Source organism: Algoriphagus sp. SE2 (assembly GCF_039563885.1).
Lineage (GTDB): Bacteria > Bacteroidota > Bacteroidia > Cytophagales > Cyclobacteriaceae > Algoriphagus.
Map to the genome: position 1 here is coordinate 134,579 of NZ_JBCLWJ010000003.1, position 20,375 is coordinate 154,953.

The 20,375-nt window shown below is 38.6% G+C and carries 13 protein-coding genes; 3 read left to right on the top strand and 10 right to left on the bottom strand.

Annotated elements, in window-relative coordinates:
* Positions 1-49 precede the first annotated feature (49 nt).
* From AAGF08_RS04735 to AAGF08_RS04760, 6 genes are all read right to left on the bottom strand, one after another.
* Positions 50-1,012, bottom strand: coding sequence for a DUF1295 domain-containing protein (locus AAGF08_RS04735; RefSeq protein ID WP_343509918.1), 963 nt, complete (start codon positions 1,010-1,012; stop codon positions 50-52).
* Between the two features lie 224 nt (positions 1,013-1,236).
* Positions 1,237-2,727, bottom strand: coding sequence for a sodium:solute symporter (locus AAGF08_RS04740; RefSeq protein WP_343509919.1), 1,491 nt, complete (start codon positions 2,725-2,727; stop codon positions 1,237-1,239).
* A 22-nt stretch (positions 2,728-2,749) separates the two neighbouring features.
* Positions 2,750-3,688: a dihydrodipicolinate synthase family protein gene (locus AAGF08_RS04745; protein WP_343509920.1), complete on the bottom strand. Its 939-nt coding sequence runs from the start codon at positions 3,686-3,688 to the stop codon at positions 2,750-2,752.
* A 22-nt stretch (positions 3,689-3,710) separates the two neighbouring features.
* Complete coding sequence (locus AAGF08_RS04750) at positions 3,711-4,721, bottom strand: sialidase family protein (protein WP_343509921.1); 1,011 nt, start codon at positions 4,719-4,721, stop codon at positions 3,711-3,713.
* A gap of 91 nt (positions 4,722-4,812) precedes the next feature.
* Positions 4,813-5,955: an acetylxylan esterase gene (locus tag AAGF08_RS04755; RefSeq protein ID WP_343509922.1), complete on the bottom strand. Its 1,143-nt coding sequence runs from the start codon at positions 5,953-5,955 to the stop codon at positions 4,813-4,815.
* Positions 5,956-6,014: 59 nt separating this feature from the next.
* Positions 6,015-7,466, bottom strand: a complete 1,452-nt coding sequence (locus AAGF08_RS04760) for a PhoPQ-activated pathogenicity-related family protein (RefSeq protein WP_343509923.1) — start codon at positions 7,464-7,466, stop codon at positions 6,015-6,017.
* A 208-nt stretch (positions 7,467-7,674) separates the two neighbouring features.
* Here AAGF08_RS04760 and AAGF08_RS04765 point away from each other — a divergent pair, with 208 nt between their 5' ends.
* Positions 7,675-10,287, top strand: coding sequence for an alkaline phosphatase D family protein (locus tag AAGF08_RS04765; protein ID WP_343509924.1), 2,613 nt, complete (start codon positions 7,675-7,677; stop codon positions 10,285-10,287).
* Between the two features lie 33 nt (positions 10,288-10,320).
* On the opposite strand, the gene AAGF08_RS04770 is transcribed toward AAGF08_RS04765, so the two are convergent.
* From AAGF08_RS04770 to AAGF08_RS04780, 3 genes are all read right to left on the bottom strand, one after another.
* On the bottom strand, positions 10,321-10,779 hold the full coding sequence (locus tag AAGF08_RS04770; protein WP_343509925.1) for a hypothetical protein: 459 nt from the start codon (positions 10,777-10,779) through the stop codon (positions 10,321-10,323).
* 78 nt (positions 10,780-10,857) lie between these two features.
* A complete protein-coding gene (locus tag AAGF08_RS04775; RefSeq protein WP_343509926.1) occupies positions 10,858-12,642 on the bottom strand; it encodes a hypothetical protein in 1,785 nt (594 codons plus the stop codon).
* Between the two features lie 125 nt (positions 12,643-12,767).
* Complete coding sequence (locus tag AAGF08_RS04780) at positions 12,768-13,937, bottom strand: sialidase family protein (RefSeq protein WP_343509927.1); 1,170 nt, start codon at positions 13,935-13,937, stop codon at positions 12,768-12,770.
* A 157-nt stretch (positions 13,938-14,094) separates the two neighbouring features.
* On the opposite strand from AAGF08_RS04780, the gene AAGF08_RS04785 reads away from it, so the two are divergent.
* Positions 14,095-15,915 (top strand): alkaline phosphatase, encoded by a 1,821-nt coding sequence (locus AAGF08_RS04785; protein WP_343509928.1) that lies wholly within the window; start codon positions 14,095-14,097, stop codon positions 15,913-15,915.
* Between the two features lie 350 nt (positions 15,916-16,265).
* Here AAGF08_RS04785 and AAGF08_RS04790 read toward each other — a convergent pair whose 3' ends face one another.
* Positions 16,266-17,738 carry a sulfatase-like hydrolase/transferase gene (locus AAGF08_RS04790; protein ID WP_343509930.1) on the bottom strand — a complete coding sequence of 491 codons (1,473 nt, stop codon included), beginning with the start codon at positions 17,736-17,738 and terminating at the stop codon, positions 16,266-16,268.
* A gap of 174 nt (positions 17,739-17,912) precedes the next feature.
* Here AAGF08_RS04790 and AAGF08_RS04795 point away from each other — a divergent pair, with 174 nt between their 5' ends.
* A complete protein-coding gene (locus AAGF08_RS04795; RefSeq protein WP_343509932.1) occupies positions 17,913-20,339 on the top strand; it encodes a TonB-dependent receptor in 2,427 nt (808 codons plus the stop codon).
* The last annotated feature ends 36 nt before the right edge of the window (positions 20,340-20,375 follow it).

Consider the following 20,375-nt stretch of genomic DNA (forward strand, 5'->3'; position numbering starts at 1 on the left):
TTAGTCAATTCAAATTTTTGAAGATTGATAAATAACCCATAAAGTAGAATCAAGAATTGTTTTCTGGTGAAACCTGTGGTTCCCTTTCTCTTCCTGCTTTTGGAACAAACCTACCTACTCTTTTCTGGTAATCTTTATATTCAGGATATTTGGAAGCACTGATTTCCTCGCTGAAGTTTGAGCTTCCTTGAAAAAGGATCAGTAGTAAGAGACATCCGACGACAGACCAGTTCAACCACTGCCCGGAAGCAACTACAGAGAAAAAGTAAAAACTTACCCAAACCCCTTGTTCCCCCAAATAGTTGGGATGTCTCGAAATGGCCCAAAGCCCTTTATCTAAAAACCCTTTGGAAAAATCTCCATATAATAATTTACCATCTCGAATTAGTTTCCATTTTTTGCTTTGATACTTCCAATGCTGCTCATCGGCTATCAATTCTAGAATAAGGAAAAACAAAACTCCTGCAGTTACAACTAGGTCAAAAATTCCTAAAGGAGCTCCATCAAATTGAAGCGTCACTAACATGGGAAGGGTGAAAAGCAAAATCAATATATTTTGGTAGCCAGAGATGAAAAATAAGTTGAATAAAGTCCATTTCCATAGGGGCTGAAACTCTGGTTTTTTTCGCAAAATTTCCCAGCGGTAATCTTCCTCTCCTTCCCAGAATTTCCATTTATAAGCACCTTTTCGAGCAAAGTTATAGGTCAAACGAATTCCCCAAGCTGATACTAATAAAGCCATCAAAATCATTCTGGCGCTGAAATTTCCATAGTATGCCATTACCCAAGCGTAGATAATTGGGAGTATGCTCCAATATTTATCTACCTGACTGTTGTTATTAGTCAGTTCACCAACTATAAAGCAGTAAGCAATTGAGAATCCACAGATTTTGATCAAGGCATCCAATGCATGCATTTCGTTCTCTCCCAGTGGAATTCCAAATAGGTAGGTAAAAACTGGCACCACAAGAAGCGTGAAGATCAGAATCAATGAAGTTTGAAGGATTTTCATCTAGTTTAATTTTAAAGTCAAATTAGATTAATTGGAAATTATTACAAGGGTATTTTAGAATATTCTATATCTATTAGCCTTTTCAATATTTATTGCCCTTAACCTAGACAATAGGATTTTGAATTCTAAATTTAAAGGGCCATTTCAGGAAGTTAAAAGGTCGATTGACTAACCCGTCTTCTGGAGAACAGGTGCTGAATATCGAATTACAAGATCTATGACAACTAGTCCGACTTGGATGGAATGATGGAACTCAAGACAAAACCTGCAACAAAAATGGTCAGTGTCCCCAACACAATCGTCATGTTGGAATGAAGTGGCTGAATCCAAAGGCTTGTGCTTCCTGCTAAGCTTAGGATAGCAGGTAAACTCATCCAAGCGATAACGAGAACTCCCGACAAAACTGCGATGGCTGCTTGCTTACTACTGGTGTTTTGAACAATAAACCCAAGAAGGAATAAGCCAAGAATTCCTCCACTAAAGATAGAAGCCAATGCCCACCAAGCATCCAGTGCACTGGTCACCCCATTAAATGCCAGTCCAACCAAAATACTAAATATTCCCATGGCCAAGGAGGAAAGCCAAAGTACCTTCATCGATGTTTTTTCTGATGGATTGGGATGGATATATTTTTTGAAATGATCAGAAAGAATCACCGTTGCAGAACTATTGACACTTGTGGAGACAGAACTCATTCCAGCAGCAAAAATGGATGCAATCAATAACCCTGTGATTCCTGTTGGGAGCTGAGATACAATAAAGTAGGGAAATACTTTGTCTGCATTTTCCGAACCAGACATTGCAGCTGGCAAAAGGTCTGGCTGAGCTTGATAAAACGCAAAGAGTGCTGTTCCTATAAAAAAGAAAATGGCTGAAACGGGAACATAAAGCAAGCTACCCAGCCAGGTTGATTTGATCGCTTCTTTTTCAGTTTTGGCACTGACATAACGCTGTACGTAGTTCTGGTCTATTCCAAAATTCTGAAGATTGATAAATAGTCCGTAGACCAAAATCATCCAGAAAGTGGAGGTTGTAAAGTCTAAATTGAAGCTTCCTAAATTGAATTTATCATTTGCTTCAGCAATCCTGAAAACTTCATCTGGGCCTCCTGGGATTTCTATAAAAATAACTACCAAACAGGCTAAAGCACCTGCAATTAAAACAATTCCCTGAACTGCATCTGTCCAGATTACAGCTTCGATTCCTCCCGACATGGAATAGATGATTACCGAAATACCTGTGACAATAATAATCATCGGGATACTCCATCCAAATAGTGCATTCATCGGCAAGGCCAGTAAATAGAGAATTGTCCCCATTCTTGCCAGTTGAGTTAATAAATAACAGATGGAAGCATAAACTCTTGCCCATAGCCCAAACCGTTGTTCCAGATAGAAATAAGCGGATTCGCTATTGAGCTTGCGATAAAGTGGAACGAAGTATTTAACAGCAATTAGCGCAGCCAAAGGAATGGAAAGACTGAATACAAAGCCATTCCAATTGGATAAATAGGCATTGCCAGGTAAAGCTAGAAAACTGATACTACTGACGAAAGTTGCAAATATAGACATCCCAATAGCCCAGGAAGGTAGTCTTCCACCACCAGTCGTAAAATCATTTGCCGTTCTTTTTCGAAAAGAAAAGGAAATCCCGAAACCCACAATCGCCACCATGTAAATCAAAAAAATCGCTAAATCAAGAATGGGTAGATTCATAAGTCTTGGGAAGCTTTCGTTTTCAATTGAGGTCGGCTAAGTTTTTCGAAACCACCTCTTTCACGGCTTTATATTTTCCTTTCAGTTCTTCTTTCTCGGTTTCATTAAAAGCCACAAGGGGCAAAGCCAAAATCCCTTGACATAAGCCTTCAAAGTACATGCTGGCTTTCAACCCCTTCAAGTAATTGGATTGATAGGTGCCATGGTTGTATAAATTCTCGCTAAGAAATTTTACAGTAGCGTTTAAAATTTTGATCCTTTCTTTATCCTGATATTCTATCGATTCAAAAAGTTTTACATAGAGTTTTGGGAAAAGATTTGCTCCACCTGTAACACCTCCATGTCCTCCCATATTCATGGTTTCAACCAAAATTTCTTCTGGGCCAACCAATACCGTGAACTCCGGATATTCTCGAAATGTATCGCATAGGCTTTCAAAATATTTTTGATCACCAGAACTATCTTTAATCCCTATGATATTTGGGTGATCTGCAAGGATTTTTACTGTTTCCAGATCAATCTTGATCCCAGTATGGGAGGGGATATTGTAGAGGTACAATGGTAAATCCACATCATCCGCTAATCGAGAGAAATAATAAGTCAATTCTTCCTGCCCGATATTCATGTAGAAAGGAGAAGTGGCGACCAGAATATCCGCACCGGCCTCTTTGGCGCAATAGGCTAAATCCAAACTTTCTTGAAAGGAGCAATCCGTAATTCCTACTAAAACTGGAATTCGATGATCCACTTTTTGACATGTTAATTGGATAAGTTTCTTTTTTTCCTTAGAACTCACGCTTGCAAATTCTCCAGTAGTACCCAAAATAAATACTCCATGGACACCACCAGAAATTAGATTCTCAATAACAAGTTCAAGACTTTTTTCATCCAAGGAAAAATCTGGATTTAGAGGAGTGATCATCGGAGGGATTATGCCTCGAAAGGGTTTAGGAAATGACATTACAATTGGTTTGAGCGTGAGTTTATTCTAAGACTAGAGAAACGTATTTTATTTTCTCCCGATTGTAAGTATAAGTCATGTGAATGGAACCGTCCTTTGCCTGAATGATGGCTGGATAACTGAATTCTCCTTTAGGTTGGTCTTCCAAAACATATATTTCTTCCCAATTTTCCCCATCCATAGACATTAAAAGTGACAGTTTATTCCTCCCATCTTTTATGGGGTTGCAAAGGAGCAATTGAATACCACTCTCTAAAGTCACAGCATCGATTCCAGAATTATTATGAACCAGTCCTGTAGACTCCACTGTGGACCAGGTCTTGCCTCCATCCATGGACCAAGTGGTACCAATCACATCTTCTTGAGTTCTGGCAAGAAGCTGGATTTTACCGTTTGGATAACTCAAAATAGTTGGTTGAATGGCATGAAAAGGGCCGTTATCGATTTCTATTTTTTTCCAATTTTTGATTTCCTGATTAGTCGTTTCCACATGCATACTCCAAACCCCATTTGTTTCAAAACTACTTCCATAAAGGATAGTCCCATCAGGCAAGCTCACTGGCTTATTTTTGACAGGTCCGAGCATTCCAGGTGGAATTTGTATGGCTTTTGACCAAGTTTTGCCTTCGTCATCTGAAGTTTTATAAAGTCCCCACCATTCTCTTGGGTTTGGGCCTTCCTTGTAATAAAGAATAGTTTTTCCTAAGCTATTTTTAAAAAGTACCGGATTCCAGGTTGGGTTTCTGAAGTCTTTATTTTCAACACCATCTGCAACCATTTCAGGAGTGGACCATTTGCCGTTTTTCAATCTGGAAGTATAGATACTGACATCAGGATGTCTTTCATAGGTTCCTCCAAACCATGATGCCAAAATCCCATCTTCTGTTTCTAAAAGTGTAGAAGCATGACAGGAAGGAAAAGGTGCCTTCTCGTAGATGAATTCAGATTTCAGAATCTTAACTTCTGGTTTTTCAGCCGGAATTTTCAGAAAGCTAAAAGTCAGTGCTAGAAGTATGGTTGTCACATGAAACATAAAAATTTCGGTTTGGCTATATTGATTTTAGGTTTAAGCTAACAAAAAGCAGGGATAAGTTGGAAAAACCATCTTGTACTCACCTGATTTTTCATTGAACATTTTTGAAATTCAATTCAATGAAATCCATAAAATTATTCCAATCTTCTAAAGTTAGATTATGCTTTCCACCCCGAATATGGTAGCCTGCATGCTTTTGAATGATGGGTGATTTTAGCTGCTCAAACTCCTGTGGGAAAGAGACTAACTTATTATAAATTTGGCTATAAATCCGACTTCCCAATTGCATGGATAAATATTCTCCTTTTGGATCAGACCATAAATCTTCTCTTGCACTAGAAAAATACACAGCTCTAGGAGCCATCATCATGGCCAACATATGTTGATCAATCGGTAAGGATTCCTCCCGCTCATTATAGGTTTTGAAGTTGTCATTAAACCAATGAGGAAAAGAAGTATTGATGATTTTAACTGTTTCACCAAACTTCCTACGGGAAAGTGCGGCGCCTCCACAGCCTGACTCATTTGAAATTACTACTGCCCATCTTGTATCTGTGGCACCCGTCCATAATGCTGTTTTTCCAGATCTGGAATGGCCTACGATTGTAGATTTTTTCGAATCAATTTGTGGTTCATGCTCGAAATAATCCATCGCTCTCATGGCAGCCCAACCCCAGGCGCCAAAGGTCCTCATTCCCTCTGGTTTTGTTAATTCCTCAGGATAAAGGTTTGAAATGACTCCTTCAGAAAATGTCTCGGCATTGTCTGGAGCAACTGTTTCTCCATGAAAAGAAGCAGTGGCAAACCCTCTGCTCAGAATGGATTCAACTGACCAATATCCTTCCTCTGCAATTTGTCCGTCTTGATTTTTAGGTCTATGATTTATCAATAAAATAATAGGCGAAGGGCCTGTATGACCTTTTGGTAAAAAAACATTAAGCCTCATGGTATGAGATTTTCCATTTCTCAAAACGCGGATGTCTATCTCTCTGAAAATCGAGACGTCAGGAAATGGGTTGGGATTCTCCGAAACTTCTGAGAAAGTTATTTCATCAAAGTCAGCCCGAATTGGGCCATAAACTTCATTTCTGAACAACTCCATGAGCTCTGGTCTTCGGATATTTTCCCAATCTGAAATTGAATTGATCAGTAGTCCTGACTTGCTGACAAAAGGATCCGGCAAAACCAATGCAGGAACTTTACTTTCATCTTCATTCACTATTCGCTGTGCCATAAGAAATGAATTTACAAAAAGGATAAGTATCGATGTGAAAAATAGAGATTTTAGCATTTTTAATTAGAGGATGAACTGGTTGAATGATCGGGAATAAAATCTTCAAACGGGTATGTTCTAGGTAGAACTTCTACACCGCTGGTTACTTTTAGAGGAGTTTTTCCTGCGAAAGTGACCTCCATAAAATACGCTTGATACCCTTTTTCGGGTTGGTTCATCTGATAGGTATAAAGTCCATTTGAGGGGGACTCCATTTCAGCTGATTTCCATTTTGGTCCTAAAACATCAACTCTGAAATCTCTTGTTTCATCATTTGTCGCAGTCCAAATCTTCACAGAAACAGGTTCAGTGGATGGATCTGCCTGAAATGAAATCAAGTCGTCTTCAATTGTCCAATCATATTTTGGTCTCTTTTGGTTATTCAGTACTGATGAATAGAAAGAAATCATATTGGGTAAAGCATCAGAATCACTTAAATCATGTCCAAAATTAGGGACGTATTGCATGTGTTTTTCTCCTTTTAGGTCATCCCAATAAAACTCCCAACTATCTGGTTGAAAGAACTGATCTCCTGCAGCATTAATTAATAATTTTGGCATATCAAGATCTGCCCGAAAAGAATAAGGCTCCGTTATTTCCAGTAACCGATCAAATTCAGGTGTCCCCATCCAATCCATGATTCCTTCTCTTACATAATCATCAACCGCCGGCGCCCAAAAACCATAGTTTTTCCAATGATGTTCAAAAGAAGGCTCAAGGTTAAGCATGTCGATTACAATTGGAATGATCGCCACCACTCGATCATCTACTGCAGCAGTGGTCCACGTAGTCCATCCACGCTTGGAAGCTCCCGCAACTACATATTTATTGAGATTCTTGCTATAATAAGTCCGAATTAATTCTGAAGTAGCATCCATGGCCAGTTTGACGGCTTTGGTCATAGGCAATCTAGCAAGCCAGATTGCATCCTCATCTTTAGCGCCTCCCTCAAGAAATTTTCTCCAGCCGTATGATATGATTGCATCCTCGGTGCGTTCTCCAAATGGATCATTGGAAAAAGTGAAAGGTTGAAATGGAATGTTATGAACTTGTGCAACAATAGTATTAGTTTGCATCGCAGCTGCCAAAATCAATTCTTCAGGGTTCTCAGGCATTTTTGTATTCGTGCTTCCACCACCTATCCACATCATTCCCGTTTCAAAAGGAGTATCTCGTGGCACTACAATCGAAACCCAATGACACCATTTCGTTTTATCAACCACATCTGGAGTTAACCAGGTTTGTGATGTCATTTTCAAAACATGGTAATCATATTCTTTTCCGGTAACAGTATGTACTACCTCAAAGCTAAAGGCAGTGTCGGGCGTCATCACGTAATCCTTTAAAATATCTTCTGATTTTACTTCTGGGTTAGTTACTTGCTCTTTTGGTTCTTCGCAAGCAGTAAAAAAAGATAGGAAGAGGGTTGAAACTGCAAGAAATCGCAACAGCTGAGAAAAATAGAATTTCATTTAGGTTTGGGTTGGTGTTAACAGACTAAAAGCTAATAATTTAAAATTAGACCAGCAATCCATTTATTTATAAAAGAGAGAGTTGAAATTAAAATGAGTATTCTTTATTGGCTCGTTAGAAAATATTGTTCTAATTTTTATGTCCCAATAGAAATTATACCCATCATTTATCATTTGGACTCTCGTCCTTAAGATTAACAATAAACCTATGAAAAGAAGATCAGCCGTAAAGGCAATGGCTTTAAGTTCAATCTCTCCTCTATTTTTTCCACAAAGATTTACAGGAATAACGAAGCTTCTTGACAAAGCCGAACCAGCATTTAAAAGTAATTGGGAAAATTGGCCCGATATGAAATGGGTAGGACCTGAGTTTTGGGGGAATCGGCTACAAGATTGGGAACTGATCGGAGGGAAGTCCTGCTGTGTATTTTCTGGTCCCAATCGTTCGCTTCATGTTTTGACACATCAGTTGGGTAGTAGATTAGAGAATTTTGAACAGTCGATTACTTTCTACTGGGAAAATCAAGATTTGAAAAGTCAACCAGAATCTTATGTTGGATTTAGATTGGGAGCAAAGGGGAGATTTCCGGATTACCGTTCTGCAGCAGTTTTTGGCGAAGGTTTAGATATAGGAGTAAACGGCTCAGGAGAGTTGTTTATTGGTGATCAATTCTCAGATAAGAAATTGTCTATTGATCAAACTATAAAACTTGAATTGAAAGCCAAGGTAGAAGAAGATTTTTATACTTTGACCCTACTGGCAAATACAGAAGGGAATAACTCTGATCAAATCCAATTGATCATGAAAGAAGTTAATCCCGAAATGTTGCATGGGAATATTGCCTTGATTGCACATTGCCCTCAAAAATTAGGGTCAGATAAGACAATGGTTTCTTTTGGGGATTGGATGTTTAAGGGCGCTAAAATTGTGGAAAATGCTGATCAACTTTTTGGACCTATTTGCTTTGCTCAATACACCTTGCATCAGGGCCTACTAAAAATGACGGCGCAGTTCGCGCCTATTGAAGAAATAAAAGGATTGCAGATTGCTTTACAGGTTCTAAAAGGGGAGAGTTGGGCCACAATTCAAACTGCTGATTTAGATCCTTTGGGAAGGATAGCCCAATTTAGAATACAGGAATGGGAAAATCAGGATACTCTACCGTTCAGGGTTCATTTGGAAGTTCCGCTGAAGAACAAAATTCAGGAATTTGATTACTACGGAGAGATTGCCAAAGAGCCCGAATCTCTTGAAGATTTGAAAGTGGCGGTTTTTAGCTGCAATGCAGATCATGGATTTCCAGATGAAGAAGTCTCTTTTCATGTTAACAAGCATCAACCAGACATGGCCTTGTTTCTTGGAGATCAGTTTTATGAAGGAACAGGAGGTTTTGGAATTCAAACAGATCGAATTGAAAAATCGAGCTTAGACTATCTGAGAAAATGGTATATGTTTGGATGGTCCTATAGAGATATTTTCAGAACAATTCCAGCTGCATTTATTCCAGATGATCACGATGTGTATCATGGAAATGTCTGGGGAATGGGAGGCGAACATGCACCGACTGACCAAGGTTGGGGATATGTGGCTCAAGATCAGGGAGGTTACAAGATGTCTCCCCAATGGGTGAACATGATTCAGGCAACTCAGACAAGCCATTTGCCGGATCCATATGACCCGAGGCCTGTAAAGCAAGGCATCCATGTCTACTATACTGATTGGCATTATGGAGGTGTGAGTTTTGCGATACTAGAGGATAGGAAATTTAAATCTGCACCTAAAAAAGTTTTGCCGGAAGAGGCTCAGGTCCAAAATGGCTTTATTCAAAATCGGGATTTCGACATCAAAAAATATTATGATATTGAGGCAGATCTTTTGGGCAAAAGACAGATGGATTTTTTATCCCATTGGGCATCTGATTGGGGAAGAGGAGTTCAGATGAAAGCAGTTTGTTCTCAGACCAATTTCTGTACGGTTGCCACTTTACCAGAAGGGAGCATTATTGATGAAATTGTGCCTAGCTTGGAAATTCCTGAAAATGGAGAATATGTTACTGGAGATGCACCTACTTCCGACATGGATTCCAATGGATGGCCTCAGAAAGGAAGAGATGAGGCTTTGAGGACTATTCGAAAAGCTTTTGCCTTGCATATTGCGGGAGACCAACATTTAGCAAGTACAGTTCACTATGGAGTGGATGAATTTAGGGATTCAGGATTTGTTTTTGCCGGGCCCGCTTTAAACAATCTTTGGCCAAGAAGGTGGTGGCCTCAAATATCCGCAGACCATCAACCTATCCCTGGAAAAGCAAAGAATACGGGTGATTTTGTAGATGGTTTTGGAAACAAAATGACGGTTCATGCGGTGGCTAATCCCTACAAAACAGGATTTGAACCAGCTAGAATTTATGACCGGGGGACAGGTTATGGAATCATCACTTTTGATAAAGCAGCGAGGAAAATGAATATTGAATGCTGGCCAAGAAATGTGGATCCGATTGCCAATCCTTCTGGTCAGTATGAAGGTTGGCCTATCGAGATTTTGCAGGAGGATAACTATGCAAGAAAAGCATATGGATATTTACCTGAAATTCAAGTGAAAGGTACCAACATGCCCCTGTTGCAGGTTTATAATGAGAAAACCGAAGAACTGGAATATGCCATTCGATTAAAGAATAAGAGCTATAAACCGAAGGTTTTCTCTAATGACTCATTTAGGATAAATCTTTCAGATTCAGCATCAGGTAAAAAGATTTCTATTGGGCAATTGAAGGTTACTGGAGCAAATAAAGAACCGCTGATTTTCGATTTTATTGAATAGAAAAATAGCCCGATTGAAAGATCGGGCTATGGTTTAAGAGGCTAATTCCTCAGATCTTCTTAATATTTTCAACATTGGTTTTTCCACGCCATTTGTTTGTGCCTGGGTATAGGATTTATAAATAAATAACCCAAGAGAAATTAATGCAAAATTCTTGATGATATACTGTCCTACTAAAGTAGGAGTGAACCAAGTCTGCCAAGTAGCATCAGGCAAAATTAATACAGGAAGGAAAGTGGTAATCATATGAAAAATCAGCAAGTAAAAAGCATACTTCGTGAATTTTGGGAAAAGCCAAATTGCGCCAATTGCACATTCAAAAAGCCCAAACCCAAGGCAGAAAACTTTGAAATCGATTAAACCCCCAAACGTCTCGGTGAAGAGATTTTGAACTAGAGTTTCAGCAGGGGAGATTCCAATAACTTTTAAAATCCCAAACCAGAAATAAATAATAAATAGAGAAGCTCGGCCTAATTGAGTTGTACTTTTCATGGGTTTATTGTTTAGAATGCCGAAACCTAAACTTTTTCAAAGAGTCTATTACTGATATAAATCAGCTTTTGGATTTTTTTATCTGTAATTGTAGTTAATTAAAGAAGGAGGTTTCACAAAATCATCAGTTTTTCGGAACCTTAAGTTTTGACGTAATTTGAAGGAAAATTTAGAGTCACCAAATTCATCCTCAGGGATATAAGTTCCTCTCAATTCAATGGTACCGAAAATTAGGTTTTCATTTCTAATCCTTAATCCAGTACTAATTCCATAAAAAGTATACTTGTCCTTGTCACATTCCGGGCAATTTAAGATGGCGGTATTAAAGGAAATAAATGGGGCCATTCTAAAGCCAATCAGGGACCATGGAGTGTAAAGAGCTGATTCTATTTTTAAAGAATATCTCTCATCAGCCTGAAGTTCTCTCACCCTTAGCCCTGGTATTATGTCTGAATAAATTTCAAGCCAATTGTTTGCATAGGTATTGAATAGTTTAGCAAATGTGAAATTTGCTGCATTTCTGATTTTAAAATTCCCTAATGAATATACTCTTGTAAAATAAGAAACGGTGGAATGGATTACTGCATCTTCGATCTGAGAGTTATTTAGAAAGGTCCCTGTATTTAGAATGACTTCATAAAAACTTCCCTGTTCAAAAACCCCTTTGTATTCAAATTCAATGGCAGCATAAGGCTTCCCTGCGCCTAGTCTGTCTACCCATCCAATGGTGGGAGTGATAGAATACCCATAAGGGACGTCTTCAGTTCTTCCAAAACCAAAAATATATTGAGTCTTGAAAAAGTCTCTTTTATAGAAGGTTAGAGCTCCAAGAACACCAGTGATGTTGTTATAACTGGTTTGTCTATAAAACTCATCTTGCTCCGGCCTATTTAAGAAATATCCGTCAAATGCTCTTAAAGCTATAAACTTCCTGTTTCTGTTGGTGATTGGTTTATTGATTCCAAAATTATATCCTAACCAAAAATCTGATAGGTTGTACCGATAATCTAGAAATGAGGAATCGGGTCTGGAATACACATTTTTAGACCAGTTTTTACTCCATTGAGCACCCCCCGCTAATCTGGAATAGGGAGATACTAATTTCCTGTCTATTTTGATTCCAGTGGCAAACTCCTTTTCATCCCCATATGAAAACCCTGTATTAAGTTCTGTATAAAAGACTTGCAAATCAGCAAAACTTCCTAAAAAACTAGTTTTTTCAAAAGAAGCACTAAAACCGGTTTTGGGTTTGCGATCAGGATCAAAAAGCATGGTAAGCTCTAACCTTTGACCACGACCACTAAGGTTAGCATCATAGATTGTAAATTTTGGAGCTGTAGGAATAGTTCCGCCGACGGCAAATCCAATACTAAAAACATCCCTTGTTACGACAGTGATATCTACTGAGTCAGTATTTTCTACCGGAGTAATGATAATCCTGGAATCTAAAATAAACTTTTGGTTTCGTAGGTGTCTTTCATTATCCCCTAGTTTGTAAGGGTTTACTTTTTCAAAGGGTTTGATGAATAGATTTTGACGAATTGTTTTTTCCCTTGTATTCTTATGTAGTTTATTGGCGATTTTCCCGGTCTTCTGAACAATAGGTTTTTCATTTCCATAAATCGACTTTTCAAATCCGATAATTTGAATAAAAATATTTCTGATGATATTTCCTGAGTAAGGAAGAAAACGATCATCACTTTCCTCAAGCAAGACGCTGTCACTGCCAGATTTGGAGATTAATTTTATTCCTTCCTCTAAAGCTTTTTTTGAAATAGAGGTTTTAGTGCTGTCCTTTTTGTCTTGGGCATAGCCGAGGAAGCTTATAAAGAGCAATACAAGGATTAAGGAAAAATCTCTCAAGGATTCTAATTTCTAAATACTGAATTCGAGAATTGGATTAATTTAAGAATCTTTCAGCGGACTTAAAGCCATCTAGAAATTTTTTGAAAAAAATAGTATTTCCAATGAATTAGCTTCCTAATAGATTAAAGTTTCATTGGTATGGTTTCAAAAACTATTTCTGAGTAATTATTTTTTTCAAAAATTACTCCTACCTCATCTAGATTTAAAATTACCAAATCACTATAAGCTGTATAGGCGGATTTACCTGGATTTTCAATCCCGTCGATAAGTATGGTTTTGGGCCAGGATTTTCCTTGATCAAAGCTGAATTTGAGACTTAGGTTATTTCGGTTTTGTTCGTCGGCATTATTAGACTGAACCAAAATAAACCTGCCATTTGGGTCGGTAAATGAAATAATAGAGCCCTGACAGACAGGGTCAGGGAGTTCGTCCTCAAATTCTGCCTCATCCCAGGTTTGCCCACCATCAGAAGAAAGGGCTAAAATGCGTTGTCGGATATCTCCCCTCTGATTTCTGATACTCATAATCATTCGACTATTTGGTAATTCAGCAGCTATGGACTCGTTTGACCCAGGGATATCGACTGATTCTGAAATCCCGAATGTCTTTCCGTGATCATCTGTAAAAAAACCGTGAGCTTGGTATTCGCTAAAATTATCCTGAGGATCGCCTTTGGAGTGATTTGCTGCAACAAAGATTCTACCTTTATACTTTCCCTCTTTGAATTGAAAAGCATGCCCTGGAGTGTTTGCATAGTGTCTCCAGTCCTCCTTAGAATTATAACTTGGATTGAATGCTGGGTTATTTGGATGGTGAGTCTGACTGGTAATATTTTCCGGATCTTCCCATGTTTCACCTAAATCATAGGATTTCATCATCCACACTTCCCGGACCCCTCTGTTCATCCTGATGTCGTATTCATGATTGTTACCTGTATTGAAAAATAAATACACAACCCCCGCAGGATAACTGGGATCAAACATATCAACGACCGGAGCTGGATTACCTGCTTGAAGGGAATCATAATCGACCAGCATTTTTAAACTTGACCATGTTTTACCCTGATCATGGCTTCTTTTCATAACAAGATTTACATCTCCAAAGTCATCGCTGTCATTTACTCTTCCCTCAGCAAATGCAAGCAGCTCATTATTTGGTAAAGCTATTAAGGCTGGTATCCTATAAATTTTATGACCTTCTTTTCCTCCTTGAAAGACAATAGTTTCCTGGGCAAGCGTCTGATAATTAATAAAGAATAGGAATGATATAGAAAAAAGGAAGGTTCTGAACATGGTGTATCTAAGTGATTTCTTCGAAAATATAGTATTCTTTTGAAATGATCTCAACAAGTTAATATCAGTTTATATATAGCCTGTAAAATGAGTTTTCGGCAATTGATTTCATTACTTATTTATAGCTTTCAAAAAGATATAAAACTTATTTTTGAGTATGATGAAGCAAGTTTCAATTTTTCTATTCTTAATGTCCACCTTTTCTTTTTTTGCAAATGGGCAGGATACAAAAAGTCTTAGGATTCATTCTCATAATGACTACCTTCAGAAAGCTCCATTTTGGGAGGCCTATGCTGCTGGGGCAAGCTCCATAGAGGTGGATGTGATTTTGCAGGATGGAGAACTTATGGCGGCTCATGAGAAGGAGAGTATCAACCCTTCCAAGACAATACAGAGTTTGTATCTGGATCCGATTCGGGAAGGCATCGAAAACGGGGTGATTGAGGAGATTAATTTCACCCTATTGATAGATTTAAAGACGGCAGCTCTGCCGACCCTGGAAGTATTGCAATCCATCATGAAGGATTATCAGGATATTGCTTTTGGGGAGAATAATCCTAAAGGTTTGAAGTTGATTATTTCGGGGAATAGACCGGAAGTAGCTGAATATCTTTCTTATCCTGCATGGATGTTTTTTGATTACCAAAGCACGGATCTAAATGCTGATCTTCCTTGGTCAAAAATTGGGATGATTAGTTTGAGTTTTAGGCAATTTTCGATTTGGAATGGGAAAGGCCGTATGGTTGAACCTCAAAGAGAAAGTCTTCAGAATTTCATCGGTAAAGTGCATTCATTCGATAAGCCAGTCAGGTTTTGGGCTACTCCGGATTCTAAAACTGCCTGGAAAGCTTTTTACGAAATGGGGGTAGACTACATCAATACTGACAAACCCTATGAAGCCAATGCCTATTTTAAAAATCTCTCTGCATTAGTTTATCATAACTCATCGATTCATCAGATATACAAACCAAAATTTGAGGTTGATGGAGTATCAGTTCCAGTCAATCAGGTGATTCTGATGATCGGAGATGGAAATGGATTAGCGCAAATTTCTTCCGGGCTTTTTGTTAATGGGAATGAGTTGAATCTGACTCAGTTGAAAAATATGGGCTTGGTAAAAACACAGGCAGCAGATGATTTCACCACGGATTCTGCAGCTGGAGCTACAGCCTATGCTACTGGTAATAAAACAAATAACAGAGCTTTAGGTGTTGATCCTTCTGGTTTGCCCTTAGAGAACCTTCCTGATCTAATAGACGCGTATGGATTTTATTCAGGGATTATTACAACGGATCAAATCACTGGAGCGACACCTGCAGCATTCTATGCGCATCATTCTGAAAGAGATGATACCGAGGAAATCGCAGTATTTTTACCAAATAGTAAGTTGGATCTGTTTATCGGTGGAGGTAAATCGAATTTTGAATCTCAACTTGAAAATTTGAAAAAAGGGGGGTTTACTCTGGTCGATGAACTGAATGATTTCTCACCTTCAAAAATTGGATTCTTTGCTTTTGAAGGAGCTTTGCCCAAAGTATTGGAAGGGAGAGGGGATTATCTTAAGGTCAGCACTGAATTCGCTCTAGAATTTTTAGAGAAAAAAGGAAAGCCATTTTTCCTCATGGTGGAGGCTGCAAATATTGATTCTGGTGGGCACACCAATAACAGTGGAATGGTGATCTCAGAAATGCTGGACTTTGACCAGGTGATTGGGAAGGTAATCCAATATGCAGATCAACATCCCGGTACTTTGGTGATCATAACAGCAGATCATGAAACCGGCGGTATTTCTATTCCAGATGGAGATATCGATAGCAGTACTATCGAATTAGCTTACCATTCTGATGATCATACTGGAATTTTGGTTCCGATTTTTGCTTATGGGGCACATTCCGATGATTTTAGAGGAGTATATGAAAACACGGAAGTTTTTCATAAAATCATGAAATTGATCCAAACATATCATTCCCTAAATTGATATAAAGTAATTTACCTTCTACCTGCCAATGTGAATGGAAGCATAAAGATATTTCTGATCAAATCGAAAGAAAGGTCAACCGCAAATCCCAATAACCGAAAGGGTAAAAGAAGGAGCCAAACGATAGGGTAGAGAACTAATGCTATAATTGCCAGTGGCCAGCAAAGGATAAAGAGGATGCACCAGAGTAAGAAGTTAAGCATGTGTTGATCGTGTTTGAAAATATAATTTGCAAATTATGTTCCATCAAAAAAAAGGCCTTCCAATTTAAATAGAAGGCCTTTTTGATATTTTTGCATGTTCAATAATGGACGGTTTTTTTATCCGATATCGGACAAAAAATCATGCATTTATTTCTGATTATTTGAGTCTTCAAAATATCTTTTCAAGGTATATTCTGGTTGCCACATGTCTGGTTTTCTCACCAAAGTATCAGGGTCATATTCCATAGGTTTGATCACATCGGCCGTTAGCTTAATTTGATCCTGAAAGGTTTGCTGCCATTCTTCCATCAATTGGAACATCTCTGCTTTCTTGTTTTGATATGCCGGAAGCTCTGCAAGATTGTTGATTTCCAAGGGATCCTTTTCCAAGTCAAATAACTGAGTATAGTCTCTTTCGGGATAGCGGATCAACTTATATTTCTTATTTCTAACAGCTCTAACTGTATGTTTATAAGATGTGAAAAGTGCATCCCGAACCCCATCTTTTTCTCCTTGGATAACTGGAACTAAGCTTATTCCATCGATGTCGCTTGGATCAGGAATTCCTGCCATCTCTGCCAAGGTAGGGTATAGGTCATGGATGTACGCAAAAGCATCTAATTCTTGGTCTTTTGGAACTCCAGGTCCCTTGATGATCAAGGGTATTTTTGAACTGTGTTCATAAAGACTTTGCTTACCCAAAAGGCCATGACTTCCGGCAGCTAGTCCATTATCTGCCGCATAAACAATAATTGTATTATCGTACTGCCCCGTTTCTTTTAAGGTATTTAAAATCCTTTCAATTTGAGTGTCCAGATGGGTTACCAAGGCATAGTAATCCGATAATATCATCTGAATTACCTCAGGTTTTCTTGGCCAACCAGTCAGGTTTTCATCCCTAACCGTCAACTGGTCAAATTCAAAAGGATGGTAAGGTTTGTAGTTTCCAGGAAGAGGTAATGTGCCTTCAGGGTAATGGTTGATATAATTTGCTTCGGGTGAATAGGGGTCATGAGGTGCAGTGAATGCCACGTAACAGAAAAAGGGTTGATCCGTATTTCGTTGTCCATGATCTTTTATGAAATCAATGGCTGCTTGCGCAAATTGAACAGTGGAGTAACCTTTTCTGGTAGGCTCACCTAATTTCCCATCAGCTCCATAATCCCTCAAATCCAGATCATAATGGTCTGCCATACCACCTAGATAAACATTCTTGGCTTCTTGAAAACTTGCCTCAAACATTTCTTTTTCATTATGCCACTTACCAGTACCGAAGGTTCTATATCCTGCTTTGGCAAAACTCATGGTCATCGTATGTTGTCCACTGAGTTTATCAGTGACTTTGTAAAGGTTTTTCCCGCTAAAAAGCATAGCTCTACTCGACATACAAATTGCACCATGTACACCTCCCATGACATATGCATTGGAAAAACGAGTGCCCTCCCTTCCTAACTGATCTATAGTTGGAGTCTGAATGTAAGGGTTACCATTAATGCCCAAGGCATCGGCACGCTGGTCATCAGCAAAGAGAAAAAGAACGTTGGGCTTAGTGCTTGTATTTTGTGCAATGCACAGGCTTGAAAGAGAAAAGAGACAAATTAAAATTAGGGTATTCTTCATTATTCAGTATTTGGGGGCGAAAGTTAAAACTTCTCTTTTAAACACCGGTAAAAACTCAGGTATCGATTTTCTAAAATTTAATTAGACTTTTTCTAAATAAGACTTGTTTAGAATAATTCCAGATAATAGATTTGCGTCTCTATTTAAAACAAGTCTAAATAAAAACAATTCGATATGAGGGTTTTTTACGCTACCATTTTCTTATTTCTGGTTTCACTATCTTTTGCTTTTGCTCAGCAGAATGTAGTGAAAGGTAAAATTCTTGACAAGGCTCAAAATCCACTCGAAGGGGTGTCAGTGTTTTTGGAAGGCACCGTCCGAGGCGTGCAGTCAGATCAAAATGGTGATTTTCTCCTTAAGGATATTCCGGCAGGAAAATATGATTTGAAAGCTAGTTTCATAGGTTTTGAGGAGCAAATAATTCCTTTTGAGATTCAGGAGGATGAAGTCAAAAACATAGATTTTTCTTTGAAGGAAGATGAAATCTGGATGGAATCTTTTGAATTGATGGCAAGTCGAGGAATGAATGGGCAAGGACGACTTCCGGAGGTAGAAGATTTTCGAATCAATGCCGGAAGAAAGAATGAAGTTATTAGACTAGCTGAGATTGATGCCAACTTGGCTATGAACAACAGCCGTCAAATTTTTGGTAGGACTCCAGGAATTTCTATCTGGGAGAATGATGGTTCAGGGATTCAGTTAGGGGTTGCATCCAGAGGTTTGAGCCCGAATCGTTCCTGGGAGTTTAATGTCAGAATGAATGGATATGACATTACTCCAGATCCGATGGGCTATCCTGAGGCTTACTTTACACCTCCCATGGAAGTTGTCGAGAATATTGAAATCATCCGCGGTGCATCTTCTCTTCAATATGGTCCTCAATTTGGTGGATTGTTGAATTTTGTCTTACGAAAGCCTGACCCATCAACAAGGTTTACAGCTCAGACCATTAATACGGTAGGAAGCAATGGTCTTTTTAGTACTTTTAACTACATCGGAGGCACTGAAGGTAAATGGGATTATACAGCCTATTATCAAAAAAGAAGAGGAAATGGTTGGAGAGAAAATGGCTTTTTTAATACAGACCATGCACATTTTGAAGTCAATTATGCTGTAAATAACCGTTTAAAAATAGGTACAGAAATGACCTATATGTATACAGAGACTCAGCAACCTGGAGGTTTGACTGACGAACAATTTGCAGAAGATCCAAGTCAAAGTACCCGCTCGAGAAATTGGTTTAGTACACCTTGGTTCATTCCTTCAATAAACGCAGATTACATTGTTAGCTCAAAGACAAAATTGAATTTGAAAGCTTTTGGGTCTATTGCTCAGCGAAACAGCGTGGGTTTTATGAAGCCAATTACGGAAGAAGATGATTTTGGAAATAGACAGGTTGACCGGGATTTGTACCATACTTTTGGAACTGAATTGAGATTGAGTACTTCCTATTCTCTTTTTGGGAAAGAACATAATCTAGTCAGCGGATACAGATTTTATAGAGGAAACATCGATAGAAATCAACGTGGGGTAGGTGACACCGGTACGGATATGAACTTTGATTTAGTAGAGACTAGCTATCCTAGAGATCTGGACTTTGATAATTTAAATCATGCTGCGTTTGTCGAGAATATGTTTAATGTAACTGATAAGTTGTTACTGACTGCCGGAGTTCGTTTGGAACATATATCGTCAAACATGAAAGGGATTCTCAATACTGTAAATGGAGTTCCTCAGATTTTAACCCCAGAGACCAGAACCAGAAATTTTGCCTTGCTTGGATTTGGAGGTGAATATCATTTGACTAAAACAACTGAGCTTTATTCGAATTTCTCCCAGGCATACCGTCCTGTCTTAATTTCAGATTTAACCCCACCTGCTACTACAGATGTGATAGATCCAAATCTACAGGATGCAAGTGGATATAATTTTGACTTTGGATACAGAGGAAATATCGGTTCTTTCCTGAATTTTGATGCAAGCTTCTTTTATTTAAAATATGCCGACCGAATCGGAACAATTACCCAAACTGCTGCTGACGGAACAAGATTTCAATACCGAACTAATCTTGGCACATCTGTTAGTCAAGGAGTAGAAGCATTTGTCGAGTTTGATCCGATCACAGCTTTTGTAGGTAATTCATCATTCGGGTATATTCATCTTTTTGCTTCACTTGCTTATGTGAATGCTGAGTATCAAGATTTTGAACGTACGAGCTTAAGCGACGGCGAAATTGTCGTAAATAATTTGGCTGGAAATAGAGTTGAAAATGCACCGCGTAAAATCAATCGTTATGGAGCTACGTATCGATTCAAAGATTTTTCGATGACTTGGCAGTTAAGTGATATTGGAGAAGCATTCTCCGATGCATCTAACTCGGTAGAACCGAATGCCACCGCTACTTCAGGCTTGATTCCAGCTTATACCGTACAAGATTTTTCTGCATCTTATACCTATAAAAAGAAGTATAGTCTCAAGTCTGGCGTGAATAATCTTTCCAATACGGCTTATTTCACAAGAAGAGCTGGAGGGTATCCAGGGCCTGGAATTATGCCTGCGGATGGAAGAACATTTTACGTGACTTTTGGAATTAAGCTATAAACAGAGGTTAAAACCTTATCAATAAATAGCGAATAC